Origin of the sequence: Algoriphagus sp. 4150 (assembly GCF_031457395.1) — a bacterium.
GTDB lineage: Bacteria > Bacteroidota > Bacteroidia > Cytophagales > Cyclobacteriaceae > Algoriphagus.
Genome location: NZ_JAVDWS010000001.1, coordinates 62,652 through 77,549 on the forward strand (window position 1 = coordinate 62,652; position 14,898 = coordinate 77,549).

At 42.0% G+C, this 14,898-nt stretch carries 12 protein-coding genes; 4 read left to right on the plus strand and 8 right to left on the minus strand.

The genetic code is table 11. The features are described from left to right. The first annotated feature begins 332 nt into the window (after positions 1-332). Both J2X69_RS00280 and J2X69_RS00285 read left to right on the plus strand, forming a co-directional pair. Positions 333-1,547 (plus strand): DUF1343 domain-containing protein, encoded by a 1,215-nt coding sequence (locus J2X69_RS00280; protein WP_310096672.1) that lies wholly within the window; start codon positions 333-335, stop codon positions 1,545-1,547. Between the two features lie 283 nt (positions 1,548-1,830). Then, positions 1,831-4,257, plus strand: a complete 2,427-nt coding sequence (locus J2X69_RS00285; protein ID WP_310096673.1) for an ABC transporter permease — start codon at positions 1,831-1,833, stop codon at positions 4,255-4,257. 250 nt (positions 4,258-4,507) lie between these two features. Here the strand turns inward: J2X69_RS00285 and J2X69_RS00290 are convergent, their stop codons facing one another. The 3 genes from J2X69_RS00290 to J2X69_RS00300 all read right to left on the minus strand — a co-directional run bounded on the left by J2X69_RS00290 (position 4,508) and on the right by J2X69_RS00300 (position 6,892). Further along, complete coding sequence (locus tag J2X69_RS00290) at positions 4,508-4,723, minus strand: hypothetical protein (RefSeq protein WP_310096674.1); 216 nt, start codon at positions 4,721-4,723, stop codon at positions 4,508-4,510. 309 nt (positions 4,724-5,032) lie between these two features. Then, positions 5,033-5,638 carry a DUF2911 domain-containing protein gene (locus tag J2X69_RS00295; protein WP_310096675.1) on the minus strand — a complete coding sequence of 202 codons (606 nt, stop codon included), beginning with the start codon at positions 5,636-5,638 and terminating at the stop codon, positions 5,033-5,035. A gap of 105 nt (positions 5,639-5,743) precedes the next feature. Next, positions 5,744-6,892: an NAD(P)/FAD-dependent oxidoreductase gene (locus tag J2X69_RS00300; RefSeq protein WP_310096677.1), complete on the minus strand. Its 1,149-nt coding sequence runs from the start codon at positions 6,890-6,892 to the stop codon at positions 5,744-5,746. A 178-nt stretch (positions 6,893-7,070) separates the two neighbouring features. On the opposite strand from J2X69_RS00300, the gene J2X69_RS00305 reads away from it, so the two are divergent. Together J2X69_RS00305 and J2X69_RS00310 are read left to right on the plus strand one after the other, a co-directional pair. After that, positions 7,071-8,114 (plus strand): 6-bladed beta-propeller, encoded by a 1,044-nt coding sequence (locus tag J2X69_RS00305; protein WP_310096679.1) that lies wholly within the window; start codon positions 7,071-7,073, stop codon positions 8,112-8,114. 287 nt (positions 8,115-8,401) lie between these two features. Continuing rightward, on the plus strand, positions 8,402-9,706 hold the full coding sequence (locus J2X69_RS00310; protein WP_310096680.1) for a HAMP domain-containing sensor histidine kinase: 1,305 nt from the start codon (positions 8,402-8,404) through the stop codon (positions 9,704-9,706). Here J2X69_RS00310 and J2X69_RS00315 read toward each other — a convergent pair. The 5 genes from J2X69_RS00315 to J2X69_RS00335 all read right to left on the minus strand — a co-directional run bounded on the left by J2X69_RS00315 (position 9,703) and on the right by J2X69_RS00335 (position 14,856). After that, the gene (locus J2X69_RS00315) at positions 9,703-10,263 is read right to left on the minus strand and encodes an LUD domain-containing protein (RefSeq protein ID WP_310096682.1); all 561 of its coding nucleotides are present in this window, start codon (positions 10,261-10,263) and stop codon (positions 9,703-9,705) included. The genes J2X69_RS00310 and J2X69_RS00315 overlap by 4 nt on opposite strands. After that, positions 10,260-11,618, minus strand: coding sequence for a lactate utilization protein B (locus tag J2X69_RS00320; RefSeq protein ID WP_310096683.1), 1,359 nt, complete (start codon positions 11,616-11,618; stop codon positions 10,260-10,262). The genes J2X69_RS00315 and J2X69_RS00320 overlap by 4 nt, the downstream gene beginning before the upstream one ends. Beyond that, on the minus strand, positions 11,615-12,373 hold the full coding sequence (locus J2X69_RS00325) for a (Fe-S)-binding protein (protein WP_310096685.1): 759 nt from the start codon (positions 12,371-12,373) through the stop codon (positions 11,615-11,617). The genes J2X69_RS00320 and J2X69_RS00325 overlap by 4 nt, the downstream gene beginning before the upstream one ends. Before the next feature lie 112 nt (positions 12,374-12,485). Next, positions 12,486-13,811, minus strand: a complete 1,326-nt coding sequence (locus J2X69_RS00330) for an FGGY family carbohydrate kinase (protein ID WP_310096687.1) — start codon at positions 13,809-13,811, stop codon at positions 12,486-12,488. A 10-nt stretch (positions 13,812-13,821) separates the two neighbouring features. Next, complete coding sequence (locus J2X69_RS00335; protein ID WP_310096689.1) at positions 13,822-14,856, minus strand: GntR family transcriptional regulator; 1,035 nt, start codon at positions 14,854-14,856, stop codon at positions 13,822-13,824. Between the last annotated feature and the right edge of the window lie 42 nt (positions 14,857-14,898).

The following is a 14,898-nucleotide window of genomic DNA, read 5'->3' on the forward strand; positions in this document are numbered from 1 at the left end:
TGCTTAATAGTGAAATTTATAGTAAGTCTTGAAGGTTTTGGTTTTTAACCATATAGAAACACAATAGCCACATAGCCTTACCCCCTGGAAATGGAAGCATACATACATATTTGCAGTCTACTTGCCGTGTTCGGGATTAAAACTTAAGCCGTTTGTGACGACACAAACGGCGGCTTAGGAGACCTTGAAGTTTTTGTTCTTTACCACAAAAGTCATAAAGAAAGCAGTAGAATCATTTGGCTTTTGCGGGATGATTTTAAATCTTGACCGGATTTCCTAAAAGCAATACCATCATTACTTTTGGGATAAGCATAACCCATTTCACAAAGAATATGAAACCCATTTTACGTTATGCACTAGGTATGTTGCTGTGTTTTTACACAACAAAACTTCATGCAATTCAAATCGAAGAACCTGGCCAAGAAATAAAAACGGGCGCTGAGCAAACCGACCTATATCTGCCATTATTGGAAGGGAAAAGGGTCGCGGTATTGGCAAATCAGACATCAGTCATTGGCAAAACCCATTTGGTGGATAGTCTACAAAAGTTGGGGATTAACCTTGTAAAGGTTTTTGGACCGGAGCACGGCTTTAGAGGTGATGCCAGCGCCGGTGCCAAAGTGGTTAATTCCATAGACGAGCGGACGGGAATTCCCATCATATCTTTATATGGAAAAAAGAATAAACCCAGCAAGCAAGATTTGCAGGATGTGGATATTTTGATCTATGATCTACAGGATGTGGGTGTTAGATTTTACACTAATATAAATGCCTTGGCCCGTTTAATGGAAGCTTGTGAAGCACATAACAAACGCTTATTGATCTTGGACAGACCAAATCCCAATGGATATTTAATAGATGGTCCTGTACTTGATATGGAGTATAAATCAGGTATTGGTATGTTCCCGATTCCGATGTCCCACGGACTCACTGTGGGTGAATTTGCTTTGATGGCCAATGGAGAAGGCTGGTTGGCTAATAATGTGAAAGCGGATATCAAAGTGATACCGGTAGCCAACTATGAACACGATATGCGTTATGTTCTGCCTGTAAGTCCTTCTCCGAATTTGAACACTGAACAGTCAGTTTTGCTATATCCTAGCCTCTGTATGTTTGAGGGCGTTTACGTGAACCATGGGAGGGGAACTTATTTCCCCTTTACAGTATTGGGCAGCCCGGCTTATAAAGATATTTACGACTTCAGTTTTACGCCCATAGGTATAAAAGGGATGGCTGAGACTCCCATTTTTATGGATGAAGTGTGCTATGGAATCGACTTGCGTCAGTATGATACAGAACTTTTAAGGAAGAGTGGTCAAATCAATTTTGAATGGATAAGAGAACTTTACAAAGCCAGTCCGGAAAAAGAGAAGTTTTTTGATTCTAAGTTGAGCAATCAGATGAACAACATCGAAATTCAGATTGGACGTGGAGATTTCAGGCAACAGATAATTGATGATGTGCCTATGGAAACCATCAGAGCTGGTTGGGAACCGGAGCTATCTGAGTATAAGAAAATGAGACTGAAGTATTTACTTTACCCTTAAGGAGGCATTGACCGTAAGCGGACAAAAACGTTCGGTGGTTTTCTTTAGATTATTGATTTTTCGACCTGCATGTGCAGATTTAAGGGATTTTGACTGGCATAGAAGTGGAATTGTATAGGTCGTCATAGTGAACGACGAAGGTGGGCGGCAAGCTGTTTTTCCTACAGAAGAGATTGCTTCGTTCGTACCTCACTGGCAATGACGAGTAGAGAATGACGAATGTAGAACTCCGAATAATGAATATTGAAGTATTGGAATTAAGAACAACCTAGAATTATCTGCCATGTGGAAAAACTATCTGAAAATCGCCTGGAGAGTCCTGAAGAAAAATAGACTTTATACCATACTCAATGTATTGGGACTGACGATGGGGATTTCCGGGTTTTTGATGATCATGCTCTTCATTCAGGATGAGGTGAACTACGATCGCTTTTATCCCGACTCTCAATCGGTTTTTCGGATTTCATCCCATTGGGGAGATTACCGCACGGCTAGCTATGCTACAGCGCCTCCTCCACTTGGTCCCAGAATTCTTGCTGATATCCCTGAAGTAGAGGCTGTTACGAGAGTTTTGAAGTGGAATGATTTTACCATACAGCCTGGCTCAGGACAAAATAAAGATCAGGTTTTCAGGGAGGAAAAAATCTATTATGCAGAGCCTAACTTTTTTGAAGTTTTTGATCTGAATCTGTTGGCTGGAAATAAAGAGAAGGCATTGGCGGATTCTAAGAATGTTGTAATCACGGAGAGCTTGGGACATAAATACTTTGGTGTTGTCTCTCCTGAGGAGATGGTGGGGAAATCCATTCTTTTGGGGAGCAATAATCCAGATCTGAGAGAGATCTCGGCAGTGGTGGAGGATATTCCATCCCAGTCTCATTTTCATTTTGATATGCTCGTATATGATCCGGGTATGAACGCCGAGATATTTGACATGGACCAATGGTCTTGGTCTATTCTGTACACCTACGCGAAGTTTCCAAAGGAAAAGCAGCAAGTCGTTGGTGAAAAGCTGGACCGTATAGTAGCGGACTTCGCTGTTCCTATGCTGACGGGTGAAGATGATAATTCGAATTATAATCTGAAAGTAATGCCCGTTCAGGATATTCATCTGAACTCACATTTACTCCGTGAGCATGAGGCAAACGGTTATCAGAGTTACATTTATATTTTTTCATTGGTCGCAGCATTTGTACTGCTTTTGGCTTGCATTAATTTTATGAACTTGGCTACTGCCAAAGCGGGGCTTCGTTCTATGGAAGTAGGGGTGCGTAAAATAATGGGATCACAGAAATCCCAACTCATCTATCAGTTTCTGACAGAAGCACTCTTATTGGTGCTGATTAGTGTGGCTATTTCATTGGTAATCGTGGCGCTTGCAAATGAGCCTTTTAATCAGATTACGGGGAAAAACCTGAAATTTGATCTCATGGCAAACGGCATGATCCTTTGGATGTGCCCTGCCTTGGTTGTCATTCTGACGTTGCTTTCGGGCTTTTATCCTGCGTTTTACCTTTCCTCTTTCAAGCCGCTGCTAATCATCAAGCGGCAATTATCGGTTGGGAAAAACTCTCATAGTTTCCGGAATGGACTGGTTGTTTTTCAATTCGTTACTTCGCTGACTTTGATCATCTGCACGCTACTCGTTCAACGTCAGATGAGTTTTATCCAAAATTCTGATCCGGGATTTGATCGGGATCAGTTGGTGATTATCCATAACGACGGAGAAATTCAAAATTCCCAGCGAGAGGATTTCAAAGGGCATTTTGCATCCAGTTCGAATGTGCAGTCACTGAGCTTTTCCACAGGGATCCCTATGTCCGGCCAATTTCACATGCGCTCCTTCAAGCTTCCAAATGATGATCTGGATCAGGGAATGAATTGGTATGAAGCTGATGGGTCTTATTTGGAAACCTATCAATTCAAACTTCTGGAGGGACGAAACTTTGCAGAAACGTCCGGCGCGGACCAAAACAAGATCATTATCAATGAAATGGCTGCAAAGCAACTGGGGATTTTGAATGATCCAATAGGCCAGTTGGTAATAAAAAATGAGGGAGAAAATGATGAGGCTACACTTGAAGTCATCGGGGTAATAGAAAATTTTAATTTTGAATCTTTCCGGAATGAAATCAAACCGCTCGTGATTGAATATATGCATGATTACTTCCTTAGAGACTATATTTCTGTGAAGATTCAGGGTGGAAATATCCAGGCTGGAGTAGATGAGTTGCAGTTAGCATGGAAGCAATATGAACCTCGCGTTCCTATGAATTACAGTTTCTTGGATGAGGATTTCGGGAGAGTCTATCAGTCTGAAATGAAGATGGCAAACCTGCTCCTGGTGTTGACAGGAATTTCAATTATCATTGCCTGTTTGGGTTTATTTGGATTGACGGCTTATACTACTGAGTTGAGAAACAAAGAAATCGGAATTCGTAAGGTTTTCGGAGCGACTATGCCGGAGATTTTCCTGATGCTTTCAGCTTCATATTTCAAATTAATACTGGTTGCTATGCTGATTGCTGTGCCAATAGCCCTGGTGTTTATGAAGAGGTGGTTGGAGGAATTCACCTACAGAATAGGAATCGAGATTTGGGTGGTTGCGCTGGCAACTTTGGCGTGCTTTGGGTTGGCATTGGCCACGATTTTCTTCCAAACCTATAAAAGCGTCCGCGCAAATCCCGTGAAAACGCTGAAGAGTGAGTAGTAAGTGATAGTATTGTCTCCCGCGAAGGCGCAGAAGGCGCAAAGAAATAGGCTCGCAACGGCGCAACGGCGCGGTGGAAAGATACTCTGATTATCCGCAATGATGCCATTTGCCTTAGACCCTTAGCTCATCCGGTCAGATGACCGAAGACGGGTGACCGAAATGACCTTCAATGCTATTTTTGACCAAAGCCTATATTGGTTTTGGATCCTTAATGGCAGAAAAGCGGATATACCTATTATATTCCCATTCATCGTATCCAGCCTGGGATAAAATCTTGGTACTTCCATTCTCCATTCTCTTTTACGAAAACTGCCCCATTTCCCATTCCAAAACCTCCAATACCGTTGGCGTAGAAATCGTGTTGCAGGTAAACAGCAGAAGAATCAGCACTGAAAATTGGTAGATAAAAGGAATACCATGAATTCTGCTCCTTATTATTCATTCCAAAGAAAAATCTGTACATGGATCAGAACATTAGTTTATGTGTTACAAAATAAAGCAATATTCCAGGTTCGGATTATATGGATTTAAAATTTTTGGGATTTCACAATCTTCATCTGGACTTACTGTTTCTTTAGTCATTTTTTTATTTCCTTTTTTTTTGAAAATACTTTTCTACTGACAATATGCTTTTCTCATCATGGGCTGAGCGTGTAGAATGTTTACCCTGATATTCTGAATATACTTTACCCAATAGAAATTTATGTGGCCAGATGAACGAAAAAAGCCCGAATTAACTCCGGGCTTTGGGAATTTCACGTCAGATATTTTTCTAAAATATACCTTTGAACTGTTCTAATTTTTGAGATACCTGAGTATCTACTTCAAATGAAAGCATGACATCTGCCCACATAAAAGTAACTGAAGCTACTTTATTGTTCTCCGCTGAGATGAAGTAAGCAAGTCTTTCGAAGGTCTCAGGTGCGGCGATTGGAGCTACTTTGATCGCTACAGCATCATCTTTTGCGAGGGCTTCTTCGTCGACTTTGCCATCTTTCATATAAGCATAGATTGCGTTTGCTTTGCCGTTCAGGTGGATAGTCCAGTCTCCGGATTCCTGAGGAGTGATGAAAAGAGAATATTTGCCTGCCCCAATAGTTTTTCCGGCAATGCTCACCTCGGTACTGAATTCAATGATCGTCGGGCCATTGGCACCGGCTCTCCAAGTGGTGCCGTATTTCTCCAGTTCTCCGAATACCTTTCTTCCTTTTACTGCCGGAGATGAATAGTCAATGCTGATTTTGGTGAAACCTACATTTTGCGAAATATAGGCAGATGGACTGGGGGCAGGTGCCTGAAGTTGTGCAAAAGAAGCTGTGGAAACTGAGAAAAAGAGAATCAAGGCAAATGCTGCTAAAAAGATTTTGTTGTTTTTCATGTGTCAGTAAATTGTTTTTTGGAGTTTATAAAGAGGGCAAGCTAAATCAATTTTGGTAAATATGTATATCCGATTTTTTGCAGGATAGTGTTTATGAGACTATGCTCACATTCTGGGCGTTGAAATTTTAGTTAGTTTGTTTTTGATGGATCCCATTAAGTCCTTCGGATAGCTTCTACTTCCTACATATAGATCGGTCATAAATGAGATGGCATAATCGCCATGTTTTTTGAGCATCAGGTTTCGTATAATCCTGTAGTTGTAAAACCATTTAGCTGCCGTATGCGAGGTATTGATTTCCGGCAACAAACTTTCTTCTAGTTTTTGCTGGTAGATAGCCCCGGCTTTTTCCGGATTCAAGCCGGCTTCGAAGATAGCTTCCACTACCAATTCTCCACTGTACAATGCATTGGAAATCCCTTCTGCAGTTACTGCATCTGCAAATCCTGCCGCATCTCCGATCAGAAAAACATTATTTCTATAAAAACCGTCGGTACGTGGGGAGACTGGAATCTGATAGCCATGGGCTTTTTCACTGATAATTTCTTTTATCCCCAGTTTCTCCAAGTACTTTTTGTAATACACCTTTAGATCAATTTTTTTCCTTCGGGTAGAAGTGACGCCTAATGACAGGTGGTTCTTCTTGGGAAAACTCCATGCATATCCGTGTGGAACGCTATCCATATCAAATCTCACTTCTTTGGATAATCGGTCAAAATCTTCAGGACTTACCTCCACTTCATACTCCAAAGCGGGAATAAGCTTTCGGGTTTCCTTCCATCCGGCCAATTTCGCCGTGGGACTTAGTGCTCCATCCGCAGCAATGATCAATTTTGCGCGGATATCACCTTGACTGGTATGAAGGGTGGGGATATCTCCGAAAGTGATGCCTGTAAGCTTATGTTCCTCTTTTATATCTACTCCCAGTTCTTTGGCTTTTTCTATAAGGAAACTGTCAAATTTATCACGCATCACCATGCTAATGACAGGAACATCACGCTCAGTAGTAAGCACTTTCTTCTCACCTTCGAAGTAGAGTTTTATCTGATAAAACTCACGTTCTACAACTGTGGAAATATCAAAGGGTAACTTCTGCCTTCCCCTATAGACCAATCCTCCTCCACAGGTTTTATACCTGGGTAAGGATTCCTTTTCAATTAATACGGCAGATATTCCTTTTTTTGCAAGATTATACGCTGCCATAGCACCTGAAGGCCCACTGCCTATTATTGCTACATCATACCTACTTTTCACCTCAATAATTCCTTCTGGATAAAAGCTACACTTAATGGAATCTGAGCCACTGACCTTGAGTTTTGGTCCTCTATAGTCAAGTATTCAGTTCCCTGCTTTTTTGCTTGATCGATCTAAAATATGGATTATTCTTCAGTTTTCGATTGTTATACTTAAATTCAAGCTTAGTTCTTTATATATGAATTCTGATCGTAGAAAGTTTATCCAGAATACCGCTCTAATGGGGCTCGCTATGTCTATATCCCCTTCTTCATCTTTTTCCCAAAGCCGTAGTAAACTAATTGGACACGGAGATTTTCAATATCAGATAGATGCTAAATGGGGAATGCTTGATCCTGCCAAAGTACCGGTCAATAACTGTCACGAGATGGTCATGGATCGCAAGGGAAGAATGATTATGGTGACAGATGAGCCCAAAAATAATATTATAATCTATGATCAATCCGGTAAATTTCTTCAGTCTTGGACTCTTGGGATGGACCGAGCGCATGGATTGACTCTGATAGATGAAGGTGATGCAGAATATCTCTGGATCTCGGATAATGCCGGTAGAGTGGTGAAAACCACCTTAGATGGTACGATCGTGGCGGAAATAGCAGCTCCTGTCAATGAAGGGATTTATACTGAGCAAATGCCCTTTGTTCCTACCGAAACCGCAGTAGCTCCCAATGGGGATTTGTATGTAGCAGACGGATATGGGTCACAGTTTTTTCTCCGCTACGACAAAAACGGTGAATTTATCCAAAAATTCGGTGGCAGTGGATCAGGTGATTCAGAGTTCAGTACTGCACATGGTATCGCTGTGGACCAACGAGGAGGCAAAGCTCCGACTTTACTTTGTACTTCCAGGGGCCATAATTCTTTCAAGAAATTTACCATGGATGGAGAGTATATAGAGACTATTTTTTTACCGGGAGCGTTTGTATGTAGGCCGGTGATTCATGGTGAAAATCTCTACGCAGGTGTGTGCTGGTCGAGACTTAGGTATCTGGAGCAAACAGCTGATTCGGGATTTGTAACTATTCTGGACAAAGACAATAGGGTGGTTTCCAACCCGGGTGGTACAGCACCGGAATATAGAAATGGGAAATTGGAGTTGATGGTGCAGTCGGAAGCGATTTTTAAGCATTGCCATGACGTATGTATTGATCAGGATGAAAATATCTATGTATGTCAGTGGAATGCAGGAAAGACATATCCGGTCAAGCTAGTCAGAGTATAATTTACCGTAGTATAATTTTAAATCTTCTATTCATGAAATGTGGAATGGAGATTTCGGTATCAACTATGGATAGTGTGATTATTTTTTGCGAAAAACAATAATTACGATTGAGTTTCGTTACCTGGGCATGTTTTTGGATTCAAAGGATATTAGATAGCGCTTCATTCGATGGGTAAAACTAGGGGAATAGCCCTTAGCTTTAAATTTTCACCATAAAATAGACGTGTTCAGTCTTTGGAGTGGACTGAGATTCTAATTTTCGGATCAATTTAGTTTAGAGTTTTTTTATGAGGCTTGCCAAAGGTTTGTTGATTTCTGAGGAGAATGTCACCAATTTGGAATATATCCAAAGAAGAATAGCAATGATGTTTGCGTTTTTAGCGTTCGTGTTATTGTTGTTGCTGGGTATTTCTGATGTATTTCTTGGAATGTCGCCGGTGATTGCTTGGGTCAAACTAGGTGTTTCTTTACCTTTTTTGGCTGCGTATTTTTTAGTCTCCAAATATGGTAAGGCTCAACTGATCTTAAATATCCTGCTGATTTTTGCTCATATAGTAATCTGCTTTAATTTTCTCTACAATGACGGAAATGATGGCCCTACAATCTATGCTTTTTTCTTGATGGTGGTTGTATCATCCTTGCTGATCAGAGGTTGGCCTAAAGTGATGTGGTTTGTAGGCTCTCTAGCTATGTTTTTTCTCTTGTTTTTTGCTGAATTGGAAGGGTATATAGTGATCGAACATTTTTATGAAGGAGTCCAAAATCAGTTTATTGATCATGCCGTTACTATACTCTGGATAAGTGCTTTTGTATTTACGATACTTCATTTTTTTACCAAAAGTTACCGAAACCAAACCCAACTACTTAATGAGATTAAGCTGAGACAAGAGCAGACGCTCGATGAAGTAAAGATGCTAAACGATCAGAAAACAAAGCTGATAGCCTTGCTTTCCCATGACTTGAAAACTCCCATCGGTATGCTGAACACTACCTTGGGATTAGTTGATAAGGATGTTTTTGAGCAGGTAGATATGGAACAAATTCTCAGGAATTTAAAGGGACAGAGTTTCCATCTGAATAAAGTGCTTAACAATACCCTGAGCTGGGTAATGACTGAACTGGAGGATGAACCCGGTCAACTTCACCATAGCAGTTTAACGGATCTTACACTGGAAATGAAAGAGATGATGGAGGTTCAGGCTGTTGAAAAAAACCAGGTGATTGAGGTTTCAATAGAGGGGGAGGATCGGAATATTTCTATTGAAATCAACGAGATTAGGATTATTTTGAAAAATCTGCTTGATAATGCGATCAAGTTTTCGGCACTGAATTCTACTATCGAGCTAAGTCTCAAGATCGAAGAGGACAAGTTGAGCTGGTCGGTGGGAAATCAAGGTGCTATTATCTCTCCGCTAGAGCAGAATAACTTGTTTGTCTTCCGGGCTAGAACTTCTTACGGCACCAAAAAGGAAAAAGGGACAGGTATAGGCTTACCCCTTTGCAAAAGAATAGCAGACAAAATAAACTTTGATCTAAACTATGCCTGTAGTAACGGAAAGAATTACTTTATCCTGACCAAGAACCTGGACTAAAGGATAACGACTCTTAAACTCATGGCTCCATGAGCACCTACTACTAGGGATTGTTCAATATCTGCAGTTTTGGAAGGGCCCGCGATAAATACTCCGAAACCGGAGTTTGTAGTTCCGATGCGTTGATAAGCTTCATGCATATTCCCTACGATATTCTCCTTTTTGATCACTATGACCAAATGTGCTGTGATAAAGGGAATAGCTCTCAGATCCAGATTGCTTTCGTCCAGCCAAATAGCAGCATTCTCTGCCGAGGCAAATTGGCCTTCAATGACGGCCAGATCCAAATCCGCAAAATCTGCAGGATGCAGGGGTAATTCACAGTTTGTAAAGTGTGCAAATGAAGGAACGGAGCTGTAGATTTTGGGGAAGGCTGTTTCTGCTATCATCTGCTCAAGTTCCTCCTTATTCACTACAGTGCCTTTGTTGGCATTCAAAGAATGGGTGTAAGCCTCTACTAAGTCAGCAGCGACGTCGAAATCAGGAATGTCCGGAAGAGGTTTTTCTTCCATGTCCAATCCTTTGATTGCAGCCAATATGGATGTCTTGCTGTTCATCTTCTATTCTTTGTGTACCAAACTTTAAATGACTCGGTGGGTAAATCAGGTAGGTTTCGACCTTTTCCCCATGCATTTAATGGATTGTAAATTACGCTGTCAGGTAGTGTCTTTAAAGAAGCCCTCATCAGTTGCCCTGAGATCTTATATGCCAGAGGGCTTTTGAAAATTCCATTTGCCAATTTCATGGATAAGCCCTTGAGGGATGAACCCTGTGCTTTTGTGATTTCCTGCCTCCATTCGTAAAGTTGCTCGTGAATGTTGATTTTGACAGGGCATACATCTGAGCAGCTGCCGCATAGTGTGGAGGCAAAAGGCAGTGTGCTGTATCTTTTCAGATCCATTCCGGGAGAAAGTATAGATCCAATAGGTCCGGGAACAGTACTTCCATAACTGAATCCACCGCTTCGGCGATAGATAGGGCAGGTGTTCATGCATGCTCCGCAACGGATGCATTTCAGTGAGTTTCTGAATTTCTCCCGGGCAAGCTGCTTTGTTCTGCCGTTGTTAACCAGGATAAGATGCAATTCTTTTCCGGGAGAAGGGCTTCGGAAATGTGAGTTGTAATTCGTAATAGACTGTCCGGTAGCAGATCTGGCCAGAAGGCGAAGGAATACTCCGAGATCTTTTCGTCTTGGGATAAGTTTCTCTATTCCCATGCAGGCAATATGTGTGTCTGCCAGATGTACGCCCATGTCGGCATTGCCCTCATTGGTGCATACGACGAATTCTCCCGTCTCTGCCACGGCAAAATTGACCCCGGTGATAGCTACCTTGGCTTGGAGAAATTTTTCCCGGAGGTGCAGACGTGCTGCATGTGTAAGGTAAACGGGATCTACGTTTCCTTTTTCGGTTTTAAGTTTTTCGTGGAAAATCTCAGAGATATCGGACTTTTTCAAGTGAATAGCCGGCATCACGATATGACTTGGTGGCTGCTTGAGAAACTGGATAATCCGCTCTCCCAAATCGGTGTCTACGACCTCTATGCCTTTATCTTCCAAGAATGGATTCAAATGACATTCTTCCGTCAGGATGGATTTACTTTTGACGATGGCCTTGCAGTTCTTTTCATCCAGAATTTTTCCAATGATCTCATTGTGCTCCTGTGCATCTTCAGCCCAGTGGACTTTGATACCATTTGCCGTAGCATTTTTTTCCAGTTCTTCGAGATAGAAGTCAAGCTTGGAAAGTGTGTGATCTTTGATTTGGGATGCAAGTTCACGCAGCTTTTCCCATTCAGGGATCTGATGGATGGTTAAGTCGCGCTTTTGGCGCACAATCCAGAGCGTATCATCATGCCATTTGGCACGGGCTTTATCTTTTAGGAATACCGTTGCGTTCGCAGGATGACTCATGAGATGACTTGGTTTAGGATTTCCGCAAAATGCATCAGCTGAACGTTTGCTTTGTCCCTGGTAGCGATTCCCTGCAAGTGCATAATGCAGGACATATCTCCGCCTACGATGATTTCTACACCTTTGTCTGTATGATCTGCCAGCCGGTCTTTTCCCATCTGCACGGAGATGGCTTCTTCGCTTACAGCGAACGTTCCGCCGAATCCGCAGCACTCGTCTTTTCTGGTCAACTCCACTATTTCCATTCCCTGCAAGTCTTTCATTAACTGTAGTGTTTTGTTGAAAACCGGCTCGTTTCTTTCCGAATCACTGGCAAGTCTCAGACCCCGAAGTCCGTGACAGGAAGCATGAAAGCCGATTTTGTGAGGAAAACTCCCTTTGATTGAATCTACTTTCAGCACGTCGGTGATGAATTCACTGAGTTCGTAGATATGCGATTGTACGTATTCCTGGTTTTTTTGAAGCTTAGCTATCTTCGGAGAATGATCTTTGACATGCAGCACACAGCTGCCTGAAGGAGCCACGATGTAGTCGAACACAGCAAAATCACGGATGAATTTGGAGGTAGTTCCGGCAGTATCAGACTCGAATCCTGAATTTGCCATGGGCTGCCCACAGCAGGTTTGGCCTATAGGATAGGTGACCTTACAGCCTAGTTTCTCCAGCAGTTCTAGCGTGGCGATGGCCACATTGGGATAGAACTGATCGATGTAGCACGGGATAAACAGGCCAATATGCAGGGCGTTTTTTTGCATGTGTTTATAATTGATTTTTATTGGTCACTACCTGTCTCGCGGGGAGAATCGTCATCGATTTATTTATAGCCTGTATTATACTCGATTTCATTGAAGATGTAAATTAAGCCATCTATTCCATGGATACCAACATGGCAGCTCCCAATGCTGATCCATTCGGGAAATCACTTGGAATAATCGCTAATTCGGGGAGCTTTTTGCGGAGCATTTCCACAAAAATATCGTTGGCATTAAAGCCGCCGTCTATGAAAAGCCTGCTTACCGGCGCATTGTCCACGACAAGCTTGATGGCGGCAGTCTGCAGATCCGTGAGCTCATGGATAAAGGTGTAATATGCCTCATTAAATTCTTGGAAGGACGACCAGTCATTTTCCTTGGCTTGACCCAATCCATAATCTTCCGGTTTGAGGTAATGAAAATGAATGCGCTTTCCCTCGTGATCTTTTACTTTTTCAAATAGAGTAGCATTGAATTTTAATTTCTTGTAGGTGCCAAGTGGCATCTGGAAGTGCTCATACAGCTTTTCTACTTGGTACTTGTGCTCTTCTCCTATGAAGAGCCGTGAGATTTTGATCGGATCGCCCTTGATACTGAGAAACTGTAGGCAGTCTCTTTTAAGCTCTTTCTTGGTGAGCTTAGTCTTGTTAAAAGGATTGATGCAAATCGCCCATGTTCCGGTAGAAAGTAGAGCAAAAGGGGTTGTTTCCTGCTTGATGTAAGGGAGAAGCGCAGAAGATGAGTCATGAACTCCGATTCCACAGGGGATATTTCCAAGTTCAGGTTTCGTCTTCAAAAGCGTATTGCCGGGCACAATAGGAGGAAGTAATCTTCGAATTCCCTCTCTATCTACCCACTGATGATAATCAGCAGCCTCATAATCCCACAGACCGGTGTGACATCCTATACTGGTATAGTCAGAGACCATTTCTCCTGTAAATAAGTAGCTGAGGTACTGGGGGAAATGGAGTGAATGGGAGATCTTGCTGAAGAAATCCCGCTTGGTGTATTTGATGAAGTACAGCTGCAAACCAGAATTGAGCATCGCGAGTGGGGGAGATGAAGTAGCTCTGCAGAAGGTCATTTTTCCACCATTTCCCTCATAAAACCTACTTAAAAGCTCCTCGGGAAAAGGCTTCAGGTAATCATAAAGAGGAGTGGCGGGAACGCCGTGCTCATCTGTATGCACAAAAGAAGCCCCGTGACAGGAGAAGTTGAGGCGTTTGATCTGATAGTCCGGAGATTTCAACGCCTCCCTGAAGGTCTTCAGCATCCATTCCTCCAGCGGAGCCAGAGGTTCACTTGGGAAATTGTCTTCGTCAGGAATGGGATCCAGACGGATGTAAGAACTGTGAACTTCAGTTAGATTTTCATCAAATAGGAAGAATTTCTTGTTTGTCTTGCCGATATCAAAAACCGCCGTTACTGGAATTTTACTCATAGCTACGCTTTCAAAGCGATTTTCGGATGATCATTTTAAAAGGATTTTTAAGAGGGATCTTGTCCTCTTCTCCCAAGATTTGGTTTGCGATGGTAGTGCCCATTTCGACGAAGTCAGTGGAGATGGTAGTGATTCCTTCTGCCAAGATCTCCTTCAGTGGAGTTTCATTGTAAGAAATGATCCCTATATCTTTCCCTAGATCGAATCCCTGCTCTCGGGACTTTTTCACGATATTGGCAAGGTCTGTTTCCGCCATCACGATAAATGAATCTCCTTCATAGAGGGGCTCATCATCAATTCCATCGAGGATCAGGTTGTTGAAATTGTGGAAAAAGCAAAAGCGCTTGAAGCCATCTATAATCTCAACAGGATACATGTCTCCTTTTGGGAAGACCAAAATCAGCCTTGAATATTTTCTCAGATGTGTAATACCTGATTCCAATGCCTCAAGAATATCTCTGGCAAAATCCTGATAAACTCCCGGGAATTCGTTTTCATGGTTTTTCACGTCACGATCCATGATCAGGAGTTTATCTTTAGGAATTTGCTGGATCAGGTCATAGCACGTTTCCGGATGATTGTTTTCATCAAAGAAATGTGGCGCCAAAACGTAGTAATTATAGTTCCCCAAGTTTCGCTCCAATAGATTTTCGAAAATCGTGCGGTTGTAGTGGTGGATCTGAAGATCTACAGTTGCATTATTTCCCAATGTCTCTACAATAGAATAGTAGATAATCTTTTTGTATGAGCTCAGCTTATTGAATATCAATAAAACCTTTAGTTTGTTAGCCATATTCGTAGAAGTTACATAGAAACCTTTGCCTCTTACAGATGTAATGATGCCCCGATCGCGAAGTTCATTGTAGGCTTTTTCTACGGTGTCCCTCGATAGCAGAAAGTCGAAACTCGTTTCATTGATCGAAGGAATTCTATCTCCGATTTTGAGCTTACCACTGTCTAGGTCATCCAGAATAAGATTGACTACCTGCATATATTTAGGGGTTCTTGAATCCGTATGAATCTTTTCCGATTTGTCAACTAACATAGCATTTTGGGTTATTATTGGGGACTAAGGGTAATTTATCCG